Source organism: Halobacteriovorax sp. DPLXC-1 (assembly GCF_036903125.1).
GTDB lineage: Bacteria > Bdellovibrionota > Bacteriovoracia > Bacteriovoracales > Bacteriovoracaceae > Halobacteriovorax_A > Halobacteriovorax_A vibrionivorans.
Map to the genome: position 1 here is coordinate 496,485 of NZ_JAYMCO010000003.1, position 16,684 is coordinate 513,168.

Annotated in this window: 16 protein-coding genes; 12 read left to right on the forward strand and 4 right to left on the reverse strand. The window is 34.0% G+C overall.

The features are described 5' to 3' along the window. The first annotated feature begins 9 nt into the window (after nucleotides 1–9). Both VCM44_RS12385 and VCM44_RS12390 read left to right on the forward strand, forming a co-directional pair. The gene (locus tag VCM44_RS12385) at nucleotides 10–204 is read left to right on the forward strand and encodes a YwbE family protein (protein WP_334678948.1); all 195 of its coding nucleotides are present in this window, start codon (nucleotides 10–12) and stop codon (nucleotides 202–204) included. A 42-nt stretch (nucleotides 205–246) separates the two neighbouring features. Further along, on the forward strand, nucleotides 247–903 hold the full coding sequence (locus VCM44_RS12390; RefSeq protein WP_334678949.1) for a cupin domain-containing protein: 657 nt from the start codon (nucleotides 247–249) through the stop codon (nucleotides 901–903). 30 nt (nucleotides 904–933) lie between these two features. Here VCM44_RS12390 and VCM44_RS12395 read toward each other — a convergent pair whose 3' ends face one another. Then, complete coding sequence (locus VCM44_RS12395; protein ID WP_334678950.1) at nucleotides 934–1,491, reverse strand: NAD(P)H-dependent oxidoreductase; 558 nt, start codon at nucleotides 1,489–1,491, stop codon at nucleotides 934–936. A gap of 58 nt (nucleotides 1,492–1,549) precedes the next feature. On the opposite strand from VCM44_RS12395, the gene VCM44_RS12400 reads away from it, so the two are divergent. Then, nucleotides 1,550–2,497, forward strand: coding sequence for a LysR family transcriptional regulator (locus tag VCM44_RS12400; RefSeq protein WP_334678951.1), 948 nt, complete (start codon nucleotides 1,550–1,552; stop codon nucleotides 2,495–2,497). Nucleotides 2,498–2,576: 79 nt separating this feature from the next. Here VCM44_RS12400 and VCM44_RS12405 read toward each other — a convergent pair whose 3' ends face one another. After that, nucleotides 2,577–3,431, reverse strand: coding sequence for a trypsin-like serine peptidase (locus VCM44_RS12405; protein WP_334678952.1), 855 nt, complete (start codon nucleotides 3,429–3,431; stop codon nucleotides 2,577–2,579). Between the two features lie 164 nt (nucleotides 3,432–3,595). Here VCM44_RS12405 and VCM44_RS12410 point away from each other — a divergent pair, with 164 nt between their 5' ends. From VCM44_RS12410 to VCM44_RS12425, 4 genes are all read left to right on the forward strand, one after another. Further along, a complete protein-coding gene (locus tag VCM44_RS12410) occupies nucleotides 3,596–4,573 on the forward strand; it encodes an SAM-dependent methyltransferase (protein WP_334678953.1) in 978 nt (325 codons plus the stop codon). A 90-nt stretch (nucleotides 4,574–4,663) separates the two neighbouring features. Then, on the forward strand, nucleotides 4,664–4,858 hold the full coding sequence (locus VCM44_RS12415; RefSeq protein ID WP_334678954.1) for a hypothetical protein: 195 nt from the start codon (nucleotides 4,664–4,666) through the stop codon (nucleotides 4,856–4,858). A 105-nt stretch (nucleotides 4,859–4,963) separates the two neighbouring features. Next, complete coding sequence (locus VCM44_RS12420) at nucleotides 4,964–8,065, forward strand: DEAD/DEAH box helicase (protein ID WP_334678955.1); 3,102 nt, start codon at nucleotides 4,964–4,966, stop codon at nucleotides 8,063–8,065. Further along, a complete protein-coding gene (locus VCM44_RS12425; RefSeq protein WP_334678956.1) occupies nucleotides 8,065–9,339 on the forward strand; it encodes a phospholipase D-like domain-containing protein in 1,275 nt (424 codons plus the stop codon). Before VCM44_RS12420 ends, VCM44_RS12425 begins: the two co-directional genes overlap by 1 nt. An 8-nt stretch (nucleotides 9,340–9,347) precedes the next feature. On the opposite strand, the gene VCM44_RS12430 is transcribed toward VCM44_RS12425, so the two are convergent. After that, on the reverse strand, nucleotides 9,348–10,265 hold the full coding sequence (locus VCM44_RS12430; protein ID WP_334678957.1) for a hypothetical protein: 918 nt from the start codon (nucleotides 10,263–10,265) through the stop codon (nucleotides 9,348–9,350). 123 nt (nucleotides 10,266–10,388) lie between these two features. Here VCM44_RS12430 and VCM44_RS12435 point away from each other — a divergent pair, with 123 nt between their 5' ends. Continuing rightward, nucleotides 10,389–11,879 (forward strand): PcfJ domain-containing protein, encoded by a 1,491-nt coding sequence (locus VCM44_RS12435; RefSeq protein WP_334678958.1) that lies wholly within the window; start codon nucleotides 10,389–10,391, stop codon nucleotides 11,877–11,879. Here VCM44_RS12435 and VCM44_RS12440 read toward each other — a convergent pair. Then, entirely contained in the window at nucleotides 11,854–12,861 is a 1,008-nt protein-coding gene (locus tag VCM44_RS12440) for a WYL domain-containing protein (RefSeq protein ID WP_334678959.1), read from the reverse strand. The two genes, VCM44_RS12435 and VCM44_RS12440, sit on opposite strands and share 26 nt — an antisense overlap. Before the next feature lie 146 nt (nucleotides 12,862–13,007). On the opposite strand from VCM44_RS12440, the gene VCM44_RS12445 reads away from it, so the two are divergent. From VCM44_RS12445 to VCM44_RS12460, 4 genes are all read left to right on the forward strand, one after another. Further along, nucleotides 13,008–13,586: a hypothetical protein gene (locus tag VCM44_RS12445; RefSeq protein ID WP_334678960.1), complete on the forward strand. Its 579-nt coding sequence runs from the start codon at nucleotides 13,008–13,010 to the stop codon at nucleotides 13,584–13,586. Nucleotides 13,587–13,589: 3 nt separating this feature from the next. Next, nucleotides 13,590–15,143, forward strand: a complete 1,554-nt coding sequence (locus VCM44_RS12450) for a PEGA domain-containing protein (protein ID WP_334678961.1) — start codon at nucleotides 13,590–13,592, stop codon at nucleotides 15,141–15,143. 32 nt (nucleotides 15,144–15,175) lie between these two features. Then, nucleotides 15,176–15,646, forward strand: a complete 471-nt coding sequence (locus tag VCM44_RS12455) for a thermonuclease family protein (protein WP_334678962.1) — start codon at nucleotides 15,176–15,178, stop codon at nucleotides 15,644–15,646. Between the two features lie 139 nt (nucleotides 15,647–15,785). Beyond that, the gene (locus tag VCM44_RS12460) at nucleotides 15,786–16,664 is read left to right on the forward strand and encodes a hypothetical protein (RefSeq protein WP_334678963.1); all 879 of its coding nucleotides are present in this window, start codon (nucleotides 15,786–15,788) and stop codon (nucleotides 16,662–16,664) included. Nucleotides 16,665–16,684: the final 20 nt, after the last annotated feature.

The following is a 16,684-nucleotide window of genomic DNA, read 5'->3' on the forward strand; positions in this document are numbered from 1 at the left end:
AAATAAACCATGGAAGGAAATGTAAGAGACCACATTGAAATAGGCGAGCGAGTTCAAATCGTCTTAAAGAAAGATCAGCGCACAGGTGAGTTAACAGAAGGTATTGTAAAAGATATCCTGACAAAATCAGATTATCATCCACATGGGATTAAGGTTCGTCTTGAAAGTGGTGATGTTGGACGAGTTAAGGAAATCCTTGATTGATAAAGCTGGGACGCATATCGAAAAGTATGCAGGAACTTTTATATGAAAGAAAATTATAATTTAGACTTTTCAAAAAACTTAGCTATTAATACTTCCGAGATGGATTGGGTAAAATCTCCTTCACCAAATGTATTAAGAAAACCTTTAGAAAGAGAAGCTAAAGAATCTGGCCATACCACCTCAGTCGTACAATATTTACCGAATTCAAAATTCAGTGAACATTCACATCCGCTAGGGGAAGAGATCTTTGTTTTAGAAGGGGTGTTTTCTGACGAACATGGTGATTATCCGGCCGGTACTTATATTCGAAACCCTCCTGGATCATCTCATTCACCTTTTAGTCGTGAAGGCTGTATTATATTTGTAAAGTTGAATCAATTTTCTTCAGAAGATAAGAAAAGAATCGTAGTGGATACTAAAACAACAAAATGGCATCCAGGTCACGGAAATTTAGAAGTGATGCCTCTTCACCGATTTGGAACTGAAAGTGTCGCTTTGGTTAAATGGCCACAGGGTGAGAGATTTATTTCCCATACCCACTTTGGAGGAGAGGAGATATTTGTCTTAAGTGGTGAATTTCGAGATGAACATGGCGTTTACCCAAAAGGAACTTGGCTTAGAAGTTGCCATCTCTCCAATCACCACCCTTGGGTTGAGAAGGAAACGATAATCTTTGTAAAAACAGGGCATTTAATTTAAATCGAAAAACACCCAAAAGTTCCACACTAACTAAAAAGTCTTAATTACCCTTTCGCGAGCTTCTGCGTCGAGACTACCGACACTTCCGATACGATGTACCTTTTTAACTTTAATGCCGCAGAAGCCGAGTATGTCTCGTTTAAGAATTGTTGCAGCCGGGTCTTTTAGTAAGTAGCGTCTGTACCAGACCGGCGCATCACTTAATAAGACAAGCTCTGCTGTTTTACCTGTGAGAAGCTTTTCTTGAACCATTTTTCCTTTGTGGAATTTGAAGGCAAAGCCAGGAAGAAGCGTTCTATCAAAGAAGCCCTTTAGGATTGCAGGATATGTTGACCACCAGATGGGAGTGGTGATGATAATATGATCACTTTTCTTGATTTGCTTTTGAGCGGATTCAAGGTCTGCTTCAAGGGTGTCGATTTTCTCTCGATCATAATATCCCTTAAAGCTTAAATCAAAGTCTATCGATGCAAGGTTTAATAGAGTTACATCGTGGCCTTTAGCAAGGTGAGTCTCATAGATTTTATTAGAGATACTTGTCGTAAAGCTTTCTAGGTCTGGATGTGCGTTAATAATTAATACTTTCATATGATTCTCCATTGAAATTTACTGTATTTTACAATTGGTAAGTATATAAATAAAATGAATGTTTGTAATTGTAGGTATTAATCATATGAATATTAGAAATTTTGATCTCAATTTATTAGTTATCTTTAAAGACTTATTTAATACGTTAAGTGTAAGTCAGACGGCAACAAATCTTGGCCTATCTCAGCCTGCTGTCAGCCATGCCCTTAGTCGTTTACGTGATAGTCTTAATGATGAGCTTTTTATTAGAACAGCTCGAACTTTTATTCCAACTGATAAGGCCATTCAACTTGGCTCATTTCTGGAAACTTATTTAAATGAGCTTGAGAGTAATCTCTTTGAGCAAGAGGGGTGGGATTCTCATAATTCTAGCAAGGAGTTTAGGGTTTCTGGGACAGCTTTTGATTCATTTATGTGGGTTCCTAAGTTGATGGAGTCATTAGTAGAGAGCGCGCCTAAGCTTAAGGTTACGATGAAAGGGATTGTTCTTGAAGATTTTTTGGATCGAATGATAAGAGGTGAGATTGATTTAAGTTTTGCTGGAAACCTTGAAGAAATTAATAATTTTAGTGTCGAGACTCTTGGTACCCACGACTTTTGTATTATTGCGAGTAAATCCAATTCTCAATATAAAAAGAAGATCTCGCTGAAGCAGTATTTAAAGGCTAGCCATGTTCTCTATACTCCAACAGAGAAGCCTGGTAGTGATATTGATAATTACCTCAGTAGTATTGGCGAAAGCCGAAATATATTGGTTAAGACTTCATACCTTAATTCAATTCCAAGGCTAGTAGAAAAGAGAAATATGTTATCGATGGTTCCTCTTGCATATGGGAAAACTGTGGCAAAGTATTTTGATCTCAAGCTATATGATGTCCCTTTTGAAGTGAGTCCATTTAAGCATCAGATGGTTTGGCACAAGAGCCGCCAAAACTCTTCTTCTCATAAATGGCTAAGGGATTATATCCGCGATAGTTATTGGGACTTTATTCAAGAAGTCAGTTAAGGTTTTTTACAAATTACAACCATTCAGGATAGGGGCTTTATGGAGTATAGTCTTCTTACTTTTGGCATTATTCTCGTAATTAAGGCCAAAGCTGTTCAAAGCCCTGAATATAGCTGCCTTCTCCCTTATCTTTGATAAATTGAGAAATACCTTCAAAGCTTGCTTGATCAATTGCGCTAAAGAGATTGCGCTTTTTTGCGATACCAGAGATAACACCTGATATATATTGGCCTTGTCTTTCATCTACAGGGTAGTAAGAATAATAATTACCTTTATCGCTATCTGAAAATATGACGGGACCACCACTTTGTCCTGGACGAATATCACAAAGACTTCCAAGAATATTTTTGACTACATGAAATGTCTTACAACCAATTGATGCAAGAAGTATGGTTTCATCTTTATACCCAAGTGTTGTTATATTTCTATCTCCACTATATTGAGGAGTCACAGCTATGGGGAGCCAACTGAAGCGTTCATCAGCATTTCTATTCAAGCGGACAATTGCTAAGTCCCTTGAAATTGCTTGATTAGTGAGCGGGTTATAGTCTCTATATCCTTCTTTTATCCAAACTTGGTCAATCTCATAGGCATACTTACTTTCATCCACAAATATTCTCGTGTACCAGCGCCTTTTCTTTGTTCTTCCTAAATAAAATCTTGCTTTAACGGCTTCTTTTCCATGATTAAGAACACAGTGAGCAGCAGTTAATACAAGATTTTGACTAATTAATGTTCCAGAGCATGCACTATAACCACTATAGCTTTGACGAGAAAACGAGACTTTTAATAGTCCAGCACTCTTGCCGACTTCTTTGTATGTCGTAGAGTTTTTACGAATACGGATCCTATTGTCCTTACCTATAATTCCAGGGGTGGCATAGGCAGCACAAGATAGAAAAGATGCTATAAGTAGGACGAGACGTATATACATAACTCCTTTATATCGCAATAAGGTATTGAAGGGGCCACAGTGAGGAGTTTTTTACTTTTTTACATGAACTGTATACATTTTAGACTATCAAAAAATTCAATAAGTTAGATAAGGCTTTCTTTAGATATATGCTATGATTGAAAAAATCATATTTAAGGAACTCAATGAGCAAGCCACAATTTATCTTCGTATGTACCAATCCTGGAAATGAAATACTTTTAAAAGAAGAAATAAAGATATTTTATCCTGAGTTAGTCTTTAGCTTTTCAAAGAAAGGCTTTGTGACATTTAAAAATACAGGTATTGAGTATGACCTAAAAACAATTTCTCAGCTGCAGCTAACGTTTGCTACTCGTAGTGGAATCTTCTTTGGGAAGTCGACGCCTGAGACTATCGCGCAAGATGTGAAGGCATCCGGACTTGATAGTGAAAACTATATGATTCATAGCTTTGAAATTGGTTGTGAAACTGATTTTGATGCAGCTAAGACTTTTGGCCGTGAGGTGAATGAGTATAGCGCCGAAGGTAAGATTGTCATCGATTTAATTAGCTTAGGACCAAATGAAATATGGTTTGGGGCCCATAGTGTGGCCAACGGATGTACGCGCTATCCAAATTCAATTGTTGAGATAGAGACGCCTAAGGATGCTATTTCAAAGGGCCATTTAAAACTTGCTCAAATCGTTAAGTTATATGCTGTGAAATTATTTAAAGGTGATCGCTGGCTTGATTTTGGTTGTGCTCCAGGTGGAGCGGCCCAATATCTTTTGGATAATGGTTGTAAGGTTGTGGGGATTGATCCCGCTGAAGTGAGTCCAGTAGCAGGTAAGCACAAGAATTTTACTCATATGAAAAGGTCTGTACAAGATCTCTCTCATGAAGATTTACCGGAAGAGGTGCGTTGGATTCATGCCGATATAAATATAAATCCAAAACAATCTATTAAAGAGGTCTTAAGGCTTGCTAAGAAGTATAATCGCACACTTAAGGGAATCATTTTTACAGTTCAGGTTGTAAAGATGGAGTATATTGAAAATATCGAAGAGTTCGAAGATCAGTTTTACGATTGGGGATTTAATAATATCATTAGTCGCCAGGTTCCTGCGCATAAGAAAGAGTATGTGATTTTGGCCACTCGCTAGGAGTTGGTGAAATGTTTAAACTTGTAATTATTTTGATAAATCTAAGATTTTGAGACTTCTATTTTTTATTATTTAAGAAATGGAGGAATTATGAAGTTTGGAATAAGAAAGTTTTCAATAAATAAGAGATTTTCAGCACGTACATCTATAAGAAGAAAGGCAGTTCATGGCCTAGGTATTAAAATGCCAAGAGGTTGGGGCTGGCTTAGGTCACCTAAGAGGTTTATATATAATAAGATCTATCGTATCCTTACAGTTGACCTTGCTAAGTTATTGAAATTTTGATGAAAGTTAAAGCTTCACTAAATAATTTCCGAAGAGTTTATAATCGGCGAGGGAATTTAAGTTGTGAAGTTAAAGGTCATATTTTCTAAAAATTTAATTCAAAATATGAGTCATAAAGGGGTGTATGAAGACATCCCAAGTATCAGAGATCATTTTTTAAATTTATCTAAAATTGAAATCTATCACCTTGGTACGGACACGTTTAATGGAGAGGTTGAAGACAACTTCTCTTTTTTCTTAGAAGAGATAGAATTGTGGCTATTTTTTAAAATCTCATCTAACAACTATTCTATTAGAATTCATCGTGGATTAACTGAGTTTGCTATTCCAGTTAATGCAAAAAAGATTTTAACCCTGTCTAATATTGAAATTGTAGATCAACGCTCAAAGATAAATGATAACGAGATACTCTTTAATAAAATCTATAAAGAGATTAGTGATAATATTTGTGAAAATGATGAGATAACTGAGGGACATATTGTTTCTACTTGGCAAAAGTTAATCGATATTGAAGAAAAGATATTAAAGAAACAAGAAGGTGACGCTCTTAAACTAACTATTAGCAACGTACTTTCAAAAGGAAGTAAACGCGCTATCGTCGATATTGAAGGTGAAATCTCGAGTTTAAAAAAGTATTTAGATGAAGATTATATCCTTAAGGGGATAGGGGAAGATCACAAGAATTCGACTCGTATTCAGATTGTAAGACTCCTTGGCAATAAGACTGTCGAAATTGGATATGATGGCCATGGAGAGCTTGAGGTCAAAGTAGGACAAAGTCTAAATTTAGATATCACTGGAAAAAAAATACAATTTGTAAGAAAGAAGAATGCTGTAAATAGGCTTCTAAGAGGCGATACAGTAAATAAAGAGCTTAAGAACTTGCTAGTTAAACCACAGTTTATTACTTCCAGTCTAAATATAGAAAGTATTAATAAATGGTATAGTCGTCTTTCAGAGTCAAGTCAAAAAGTTGTTGAGTCTGCCATTTCTCAAGATGACTTTTATATTATTCAAGGGCCACCTGGGACAGGTAAAACGACAATTATTTCAGAACTTACTCAGCAATTAGTTGCTAGAGGTGAAAAGGTTCTTGTTACTTCACAGGCCAATCTGGCAGTTGATAACGTTATCGATAAGATAGGTGAAATTTCACGAAATAGTGAGCTGAATATTCTACGATATGGACATTCGTCTAAAATAGAAAGTGAAGCTGCTTTGTCAAAACATCTTAATTGTCTAACTGAAGAAATTAGGAAGGATTCAAGGGTACGCTCAAAGGAGCTAATTGATTCGATTAAGGACTTTTCACCAAGTCAATATACAGAAGATGATATTAACAATTTAGAGACTTTTTATTATTTAAGAAAAGATTTTGTCACTGCTCAAAACAATGTAAATAAAACTGAGAAGACGTTGATTAATTTAAATCGTGAATATGAATTACTCCAAGATGAACTATCATCTCTTCAACCAAAGTGGGACGATATCTCTGGTCTTACAGTTACAAACGAATGGAAGGATATCTTTGAGCTTTTTAAAAAGACTAGAATCAAAAAGGATTACTTAGAAGATCTATATAGAAAGACAGATGAAAGTCAGACCCTAAAACTAAAGTCAGATAAGATAAATGAAGATATTATTGAGATGAAGAATGATATCTCGAGGCTTATGGCCGGCGAAAGTGAAATCGATGAACTCAGAAGAAGAGCGAAAGCAAAAGCAAGTCGCGGTTTTTTTGGTGAAATCTTTGATGTTATCACTTCAGATACTCCAAGTGACATTAATAGGCGTTTAAATGATATTCATCAAAATATTGCAAAAGCTAAGGAATTAAAATTAAAGATCCCTGACCTTGAAAATGAATTAACCGATATAAATGAGAGAGTAACAAAACTTAAGGACCGTTTGTTTAAGATTTCAAATGGTGCAAGTTATATTGATCTACTTTTAATAAATAGGCTTAAGTCATTATATGAGTCTATGTATGAACTATCGGAAGAAACTTTAAGCTTCAATGCTAATGATATTGCTGAAGTAATTAGTAAAGTAGAGACTTTATCTTCAAAGAAGTCTTTTGTTGAAGAGAGCTTGAAAAATAATAGAGCTATACTTACTGAGAAAAAATCTCACTTAAAAGAGATCAATTCTGATTTCAAAATGTGCTATGAAAATATAAAAGGTTTTTTTAATGAATCAACTTTAAAAGATCTTAGTTTGGATACTATTAATGATTTGAAGAAAGAAGTAATTGAATCAACTCAAAACGCCAAGCTCGGTAAATGTCGAGATATCATTGAGAATTATATTAAGGAAAATACGTTTAATTCACGAGATGATGAGATTTTTGAAAACTATATAAAGTCAAAGGCAAATGTAGTTATGACAACTTGTAGTCAGACGGCAAGTAGAAACTTCGAAGATGACTTTCCTGAATTCGACACTGTGATACTAGATGAAGCATCAAAGTCTTTGCCTACTGAACTATTTATACCTCTTTTAAAGGGAAAAAGAATTATTCTAGTTGGTGATCATAAACAATTAGGTCCTTATATAGAAAAGGAGATGATCCAAGAGTTTCATGGGGTTGAGAAGACAATTGTAGAAAAAACAATGTTTGAATATCTCTATCAAAATGTTCCAGAAGAAAATAAAGTAATGTTAAATACTCAATATAGAATGCCTCTAGAAATTTCTGCCCTTGTTGGAAAAGCATTTTATAATGATCTGCTGGTAAATGGTAAGCATAAATGTCGATTTGATATAGATCGTATCTTAATAATTCCAAATAATTCTGCTGAGGAAAAATACAAGAATAGCTATGTTAACCATGCTGAAGTTTTTCAAATAGAACAAGTTGTAAAGCAGTATATTTCGAAATTAGACGGGCAGGATTTCACAATTGGTATAATTTCAATGTATCGAGCACAAAAAGAAATTCTCTCAAAAAGCTTTGAAAGCTTTCATAATGTTGAAGTCGGTACTGTCGACTCCTTTCAAGGTAAGGAGAAAGATATTATTATACTTTCAACTGTGCGAACAAATGGGAACCCTGGTCATATGAAAGATATTAGAAGAGTTAACGTGGCGCTTTCAAGAGCTAAAGAGGGGCTTGTAATAGTCGGTGATAAAAATACTCTCATTAAGTCCCCTGGATTTGAGAAAGTTTTTCAAATATTGGCCGAAAAGCTGAAGGCGGTGGCGTAGTGAAGTTTGTTTTTGGTCACCCGATGCTTACAGTGAAGGTTTCTATTGAGTTACAAAGTTATGAAAAACTTTCTGCTACAGAACGTCTTATCTTTAGTTTTGTCGAGAGAGTTAATTATACGAAGTCACAACTTGTGGAAGTACTACCATTTAATAATGATTTCGCATCTTATCTTGTTGATGAATATTTATTTAATAATTATATCGACTACGACGGGAAGATTCTTGTCCCAACAGAATATGCTAAAGATGCACTTTCTCATGATCGAATGCTTTGTGCTCGCTATATTGATGTTGAAGTTGTCTTTGATCCGGCAACAGGGAAGATATATTCACCGAAGTCTCTTTCGAGAAAGAATCGTTACGAATCACTTGCTCGTCCAGTTAATTACTACGATGAAAGTGTCGTTAATGACCGCTTAAATATTGTGCATTTAAACGATTTTTTTAATCAGTGTGAAGATATCCCTTATGAAAAACAGAATGAGATGATTGTAGACTTTGAAATAATTGAAAAGCCCACTTATGTTACTTACCCCATAAAGTTCAATCTCGATTATAAAGAAGGTGTTAAATACCATTATCAATTTTCAAATTCTCAGACCGATTTGACTATGGAACTTTCAGAAATATACATGAATGAGTCAAAGCTAGTGGAGGCTTTTCATTTGGATAATGAATTAAAGCAAAGCTTGTTTAGCGCTCTTAACTTGAGAGACAGTTTTTCACACAGTGTAGTTGTGAAGAATGCAATTGATAATTCATATAAAGAGATTGAAAATCTAGTTGCAGACAAAGAGGAACTATACTTTGATACTATTCTTAATCAAGAGCATCCTCGATGTTTAAGAGAAATGCTTAATAACGCAAAAGATGAAATATTCATTGCAAGTGGTTGGATTAGAACTGGAGCCTTGAATCAAATAGACCGTCTTTTACAAAAGAAATTAAATGAAGGGGTTAAGGTTAACCTACTCTATGGTTATAAGAAGAATGATAATGCATCAAATCCTCACGCTATTGGACATATTGAAATGTTAAAAGGTCAATATCCAAATTTAAAAACTTACGAGGTTCATCATGAGTTTCATATGAAATGTATTCTTGTCGATGATAAAACAGTTGTTATAGGTTCATTTAATTGGTTAAGTAATACTGGCTCAACTTCTGTTGAGGCTTCTCTATTGATTCGTGAGAAGAAAATTGTTGAATCAATACGACAAAAGCTTTTTAAAAGTTGTATTGAAATGAGTAAAAATAAGAGTGCTGCTTAATTAACATCTTATAATTTGAAGCCCTGTGGCACTTTGTATTTCTCTTGCCATTGGTTAAGATGTTCTTTCTTTATATTTAGCCCACGAGCAACATTAAGGTTCTTTGCTGCTATCGACTTCTTCATTCCAGGGATTCTTAATCTTCCTTCCTCGTCTAGCTTTATCAATTCTTCTTTTGGGACCCACATCTTATAAGTAATTGGCTCATTTTGCGGATTACTAATATCAACAACGATAAGAAGGTAAAATTTAACTTTCTTTTCCCAAAGCCTCAGGCCTGTTAAGGATACACTGGAACCTTTTAGAGGTGTGATAAAAGAGGTCTTCAGTTCAACTCCATTTTCTCTTTCGGTGTCTAGCCAAAAGTCACCCTCTTCATTCATGACAGATTTAATAAAGTCATTATTTTTAATGATACGCTTTTCAATTTTCATACCACGTGATTTTATATTCATAGTACTGACGATTTTCACAAAGTCATTCCAGGGAAGTCTGCTCATGTCGTATTGTTGATAATCTATTTGCAGTCGCCAGTAATTTAAATACGTTTCTTGTAGTTGATTTACTTCATTAATTTCTTCTTTCTCATAGTCTATGTTTGAAAGGTTAACTTCATCATAGTTTTCTTTTCCGATGAATTCTTGAATTGTATTAATACATTCATCTACCGTTATATTGTTATTTTTTTGGAAAATATCTTTAACTTGTTGTGAGGGTTTAGAAGAAGTATCTTTAGAGTTTTTAGACAGTGAGTTGAAATGTTGCATTCTGTTGTCAAAGGAGCTTAGTTTTATCCCAAGCTTCTCTGCAATTAGTGCCCTGTTTTCAATTGATTCATCAATTTTATAACAACAAAAAGCCAAGAAATTTGATTCTTCATTCCATTTGTAGTTAGGACCAAAGGTTTCTCTTTTTTTTCTATTCATTTATTTCTCCTAGGCTTCATTATACATGATTCTATAGTGAAGATTATTCAAAATAATAAAAAAAATGAAAAGTCTCATTATCTTAGACGATTGGTTTGTAGAATTATGTTGAGGGAGATTAATATGGGACTATTATTAGATCATAGGCAACTTATTCAAGTTAAGAATACGTTACAATCAGAGTCGCTTACATTTGAGAAGCTATTACGTCGCATTTTTTCAGGACAATTTGATATTCAGAGATTACGTTTGAAAAGCCCTAATTCTACTTTCTATGTGACAGGTGAGGATCTTTTAACTATCTATCAAGGTTATTTAAAGAGGGAGCTGGTTCTACCAAAGACTTTAACAATTTATAAGCATTATTGCAGGAAAGATCTTCATCCAAGATGCGGTGAAACTGTATTCCTAAGGCCTTATCATTATAAGGGGATGATTATAAAACCATTCTCTACTACGGGAAGTCCAATTGAAGAGATTATAAAAAATGCTACGTTAAACTCTCATCAGATAGCTTACAATATATTTAATCATGAATTTTTTTCAACAACAGAATTCTCAGACTTTGAAAAGAAGAGACAAGTGTATGCAACTCCGCAAAAGAAGGAACATATAGATAAGTCTTTAGTTAATATATTAAAAGTTGCCAAAATGAAGGATGCAAGTTGTTATGTGAATGTAATGCATGAGATAAATTCCTTGGCCTATATGGCCTCATTTGAAGGAGCTCACGGTTCATGCTTTATGGGTATGATTGTAAGCAGTGAGGAGCGGATAATTGGTTACAATGAGCTTATTTGTGAAGTTAATGCGGCCATGCCATTAGGACAAATTCACCCTTTAATTAAGGAGGATAAAAGACTTATGCATTTTTGTATGCAAATCTATAAATCAAAACCAAAGGCACTAATTAATAGGATGGCCCAGCTATTGTCATATCCTGATATTTTTTCATTTCTTGTTGAAAAATCTAATTATAGTGTAGATAGCTTTCAAGAAAGTCTAACTCACTCAATTTCAAAAGATAGGCTAAATTTTGTGAGTTTATATTTGAATCGGTATGAGTTCTCAAGTTATTTATATCGAAACGATGTTTCATTTCATGATTTAATTAATGATCTCTTTGTCTTTAAGAAACAGATAAAGATGTACGGGGATGTTTTCTTTGTTACATTAAAGCATGTATGTGAACAATATCCTTCTCAACGTATAAATCCCTATTTGATGTATAATGTATTAGCATCACTCATTCAGTCAGAGGAGTTTAAAGGACGTTATCGTCAGCTAAATTCTCCGCTAGACTTATCGGCAGTTGAAACTTATGACAAGATCGAAGTAAGAGAGCTTTTAACTCAATTTGACCTTGAACAAGAGACGAAAGAATTAGGTCATTGTGTAGGAACTCATGGTTATGACCATCGAATCGAAACAGGACAATCGCGAATATTGTCTCTAAAAGTAATGGGGGAGAGATCAACCGTTGAAATAAGAAAAGAATTTTATAAGTCAGATTTTGAAGTTATCCAACATAAGGGGAAGAGTAATTGTAAACCGAGTAAAGTATCAAGACGAGTTGCTAAAAAGCTTGTTAAGCAGCTTTCTTCAGCTTCTTAGAGCGGTTTAGAGATATGGCAGCCTCTAACTTTTGTATAAAGTGATCTTTCAAAGAAACCGGTGCAAGAATTTCAAATGAATCGGCCCAAGTCATGAACTTTCCTAGGAATTCTGTTTCGTCAGAATATTTAAACTCATAAGTGTCATAGTCCTTATATTTACTAACTAGAGAAGAATTAATGATGTCTTTTTCCTCTAATAACTTTCTTAATACTCCATAGACATTTGCTGTAGCGGTCTTTATTTCTCCTTTATATAGTCCACTTGCATATTCATACTCTTTAGTCGGATTCCACTTGTTTATACTTGGATATTTAAATGTGTTATTTGAAAGTTCTAAAGACTTTATTCTACTGAGTTTAAAATTACGATCAACCCATTTAGCGTCTCCGTTCTCTATCTTCTCTTCATAGGCAAGTAGGTAGAGATCATCAAGATGGTAGCAGATTGTTAGAGGTCTAATTCTTCTTAGGTTTTCACCTGTTAAGTCATTTGAAGATGGATAGTGTAAATAGACTTCTTTATTCTGTAAAAGAGATGTTGTTAAGTTCTCATATATTTCTTTTTGTTCCTTAGTAGATGTTTTTGCATGATTTTTAGAAAGGTAGAAGAACTTGCGAGACAGTTCATTTATGTCTTTTGTTGAAACTGTTTGGGAACTATGAAATTTGATAGCATCAAAGTTTGCATCAAGAAGGAAACCTAAGTGTTTATAGGCTTCCATAATATAGAGCTCTCTCTTCTCTAAATAATTATACTGATTATTAAATGGTTTAAGGGTGAAATAGGACTGGCCATCGGGAGATTTAAACTCATCAATTAACCCATAATTTTCATTAATAAGCTCTTTCTTCTGCTTAAACCAAGTTGATCTTGGAGGATTTCCTAATAGGGATTTAAGCTCTTCTTCACTGACTTGACCCTTGTTATGACTAAGTATCGCTTCAATAACATTAAAGAATTTTTGTGTAGTAGATCCCATGAGTTACTTATCGGATTATAGGGGTCAGTTATTAGGGAAATATTAAATACATCAATAATATTAGTATCTTATATTCGTTTGTTTGATTGTTAAAGTCTCAAAATATAAGACTGCGTGTTTATATGATGTATCTACAGGAGGAAGTTATGAGAAACTATATTATTTTATTTTCATTATTTATCATCTGGTCTTGTTCATCATTTACAGAGAGAATTATTTCTCACAGTTCAAATTATGAGACTAAGCCAAAATGGGCCGACATCACAAAGCCTATGTTTAAAAAAGAAGGAAAGGTATATAGTGTTGGTGTAGCCGAAGCATCTATTAATGCCAAAGTTTCTACACTTGCTAGAGTTGCCGACAATAATGCCCGACATGAAATTTCAAGAACTATAGTTAATGAGATGAGCTTTATCTTCCAAAATGCGGAGGAAGGTGTCACGAACTCAGGAGAACTTGCCAGGTTTTATGGTAATGAATTCTCAAAGCATATTAGCTCAGGAATATATCAAGAAGAACGTTACTGGGAAAAAGTGAAGACTTTTGATGAAGATGGCGCACCTAAGTATGTTCTAAAAATCTATAGTCTTATATCGCTTAAAGAGTCGAAGCTAAAAAAAGCTATGAAGTATGCCTTAAATCATGAGAAAGGACTTTCTAAAGAATTTAAGGCCGCTGTTGATAATCATCTTCAAGGACAGATCACTAAACTTGGCCAGGAGTAGGTCATGAAAATCAAATGGCTTTATGTTTTTTTCATCCTCCAGTCATCACTGCTAGCCAGTGGTGATTGGACTTCCAAAGTTTATAGTGAAGATAAAGATTTTCAATATTATGTTGGAATATCAGAAGGGAAGAAGAAACTAAATGAGGCGTACCGTGAAGCTTATTACAATGCTCTTAATGAGGCCGTTATTCATAACTATGGAGTTAATCTTGAATACTCAAGCTCAATCTTATCAGATCTAGATGAAACTCAAATTCAAGAAAGTTCTGTATTGAGAAATAAGAATATTAATATTGAAGGTCTTACTCCATTTAAAGAAGCAGTTAAAAACAAAGATGACTCTTATATTGTATATCGCCAGATACGTTATTCTAAGTCATCCATTGAGAAAGAGAAAAAACGTCGTAGTCGTAAGCAAGAGCATTTAAATCAATATGGTGATAGTAGCTTACGAAGTGTTTTAAAGTTAACGACATCTCCAACTGATGCCAATGTGGAAATTATCAGTCTTGAAAGAAATTCTAAAAGATATGCGACGACTAATTGTAGTGTATCTCTAGAGCATGGAAAGTACTTACTTGTCATAAATAAAAAAGGATATCAACAAGTAACTCGAAATGTTTTGATTCAGGGGAAGGTAACACAAAATATTATTTTAAAAGAAGCGACAGGGAGAATTAATTTAAAGGTAAGTCCGCGAAATGCGATTGTTAAAGTTAATGGGAAAAGTATTGAAGATAGTAACTTAAAATTAAAAGCTTCCTTTGAACATCAAATTATCCTTTCTCACCCCGATTATTACTCATTGTTATATCCTGTTTCTATTGGTGAGGGAGAAGTTTTGAACTTAGACTTGAAAATGCGACCAAGAGAAAGTCGAGTGATGATACGCTCGAAACCAACTGGTGCAGGAGTCTATATTGATGATGAATACAGGGGAGTGACCCCTATACTTATTCGTTATGATAGAGAATCTAAACTTAGAATAGTAAAAGAAAAATTTGTTTCTTTTGAAGGCAAGCTGAACTTTGTTCCTAATCGTTTCATGCCCGAAAAGTCGATTACTCTTTATAAAACTCCTCCGTATGAAGAAGGAAATTGGATTTTTAACTATAATCCAATTGTAATTAGAGAGGGGAAGGGGGAGTTTGCTCATCTCCCATTGCGTTTAGATTATAAGCTATTTTCATATCTTTGGCTTTACAGTGAAATTGAATATACATCTAACGAGAATGATGATGGCACAACAGAAGATGCAACACGTACTGAATCTGGAGTAAATCTTGTCATCTATAAAAGCCAAAATGGATACGCTAATTTAGGTTATGGGTTCTTAAAGGAACAAAAGTCTCATTATTATAGTGATTATCAATATGATAATGAAATCTCTTCGTCACAAAGAAGTGCTCAGTCATATAACTTCAATATGGGAATGACTATGTTTCAATATGGAAAACGTAATAAAAATGCTTACTTGAATATTTATATCAAAAGAAATGAATTTAGAGATTTCAATGAAGAAGAAGTCAAAATTGGTATTGGTTTTGAATTCTAAGTAAAAAGCTCATTTTTACCGAAAGGAGATTTATGAGATATCTAATTTTATTTTTTTCATTTTCATTAATATTATCTACCCATGCTGCTAGAGAATGTTCTCACGACGCCAGTAACTTTCGTTGTGTAAAATTTGTTAAGAATTATGATGCCGACACAGTTACATTTGATATTCCAAATGTACATCCACTAATCGGGAGTCGCATAAATATTCGTGTTAGTGGAGTCGATACGCCAGAGATTCGAACGAAAAACACGTGTGAGAAGAGAAAAGGTTACAATGCGAAGAAGATAGTGAGAAGTCTTTTAAAAAACGCCAAGCGTATTGATCTCGAGAATGTGCAAAGAGGAAAGTATTTTCGTGTGGTGGCCGATGTTAAAATTGATGGCCAATCTCTGTCGTTTTATCTTCTTAAAAATGGACTTGCCTATGCTTATGATGGTGGAACAAAGAAGAAGGTTGATTGGTGTAAATCAAATCGTGAGATTGCGTCTGAAAATTAGGTTTATCAGTATCGTTAATTTATTCCTACTGATTATTATCAATTAGTTATAGCTGATAACTTCTTTTATTCTCAAATTCGAGGTTTTGTTCATTTTTATGTCATAATAAGACGAAAAGAATCACTAAAGGAGTAATGTTTTGAAGTTATTTGTTTTTATCTTTATTACCTTTGTGTCTTTAAACTTATCTGCTCAGAATAATGTACCTAAGGAAATTTTTATTACTTCAAATTTCTACACTGGTGAAGCTGTTCTCACGATGCTTGATGAAAAAGTCATAGATAAAAAGTTGGAAAATGAGATTGTAAATTATCTAGTGAAAGAGCAAGGCTTAAACTCTGATAAATTACATGAGCCTTATGTATTATCAGAGGACTTAACAAGTAAAGTATTAAAAAGTTATGGGATTGATAGTAAAGAAGATTCTCTTTTTATTTATCACACAAATGATGGACATACTTCTTCACATAGAGTTAGTGAATTAGGGAAGTTGAAAATACAATTTTTCCATGAAATGAAGTTTATCATTTCAAATATTGGCTTTTCTTTAAAAGGGATTGTTAAAAAAGGCGAAACTCCTCATATTGCATATTTTGGGAAAGAAAATATCTTTTTAGAAAAAGAATTAAATTCAGTTGTTTGGGATGAGGGGACTGAAGATATGCTTGATCTTGTGGAGCTATCGAATAAGAAGCATCTAGATAAAGATGTGAAGATAAAGAAGTTTGTAACAAAGGATCTACGTTTAGATATGACAGATATTTCTTACAAAGATTTAGATCAATTCAAGTATAGATTAAGAGTTTCTCGAAATAGTATTGATTTTTACGACTTTGATGCTGGCTCTGATTATTCATCACGTCCTTTTTATATTTATGTAGGAAAACTTTTTAAGAATATTTCAGCTGTTGCTTTTATTGCTTCAAATGGCCTAGGTAAGTGTACAAGCCTTTTATATGTAGATGAAATGGATGAGTTAAATAAAGTTGAGCTAAGGTGTCCGGCACAAGAGTGTTAATGTGGATCTCTATATCCTAC

Excerpts from the sequence above, each read along its gene's own strand:
- VCM44_RS12385 (WP_334678948.1), top strand. The coding sequence starts at position 10 with ATGGAAGGAAATGTAAGAGACCACATTGAAATAGGCGAGCGAGTTCAA.
- VCM44_RS12390 (WP_334678949.1), top strand. The coding sequence starts at position 247 with ATGAAAGAAAATTATAATTTAGACTTTTCAAAAAACTTAGCTATTAAT.
- VCM44_RS12395 (WP_334678950.1), bottom strand. The coding sequence starts at position 1,491 with ATGAAAGTATTAATTATTAACGCACATCCAGACCTAGAAAGCTTTACG.
- VCM44_RS12400 (WP_334678951.1), top strand. The coding sequence starts at position 1,550 with ATGTTTGTAATTGTAGGTATTAATCATATGAATATTAGAAATTTTGAT.
- VCM44_RS12405 (WP_334678952.1), bottom strand. The coding sequence starts at position 3,431 with ATGTATATACGTCTCGTCCTACTTATAGCATCTTTTCTATCTTGTGCT.
- VCM44_RS12410 (WP_334678953.1), top strand. The coding sequence starts at position 3,596 with ATGAGCAAGCCACAATTTATCTTCGTATGTACCAATCCTGGAAATGAA.
- VCM44_RS12415 (WP_334678954.1), top strand. The coding sequence starts at position 4,664 with ATGAAGTTTGGAATAAGAAAGTTTTCAATAAATAAGAGATTTTCAGCA.
- VCM44_RS12420 (WP_334678955.1), top strand. The coding sequence starts at position 4,964 with ATGAGTCATAAAGGGGTGTATGAAGACATCCCAAGTATCAGAGATCAT.
- VCM44_RS12430 (WP_334678957.1), bottom strand. The coding sequence starts at position 10,265 with ATGAATAGAAAAAAAAGAGAAACCTTTGGTCCTAACTACAAATGGAAT.
- VCM44_RS12435 (WP_334678958.1), top strand. The coding sequence starts at position 10,389 with ATGGGACTATTATTAGATCATAGGCAACTTATTCAAGTTAAGAATACG.
- VCM44_RS12440 (WP_334678959.1), bottom strand. The coding sequence starts at position 12,861 with ATGGGATCTACTACACAAAAATTCTTTAATGTTATTGAAGCGATACTT.
- VCM44_RS12445 (WP_334678960.1), top strand. The coding sequence starts at position 13,008 with ATGAGAAACTATATTATTTTATTTTCATTATTTATCATCTGGTCTTGT.
- VCM44_RS12450 (WP_334678961.1), top strand. The coding sequence starts at position 13,590 with ATGAAAATCAAATGGCTTTATGTTTTTTTCATCCTCCAGTCATCACTG.
- VCM44_RS12455 (WP_334678962.1), top strand. The coding sequence starts at position 15,176 with ATGAGATATCTAATTTTATTTTTTTCATTTTCATTAATATTATCTACC.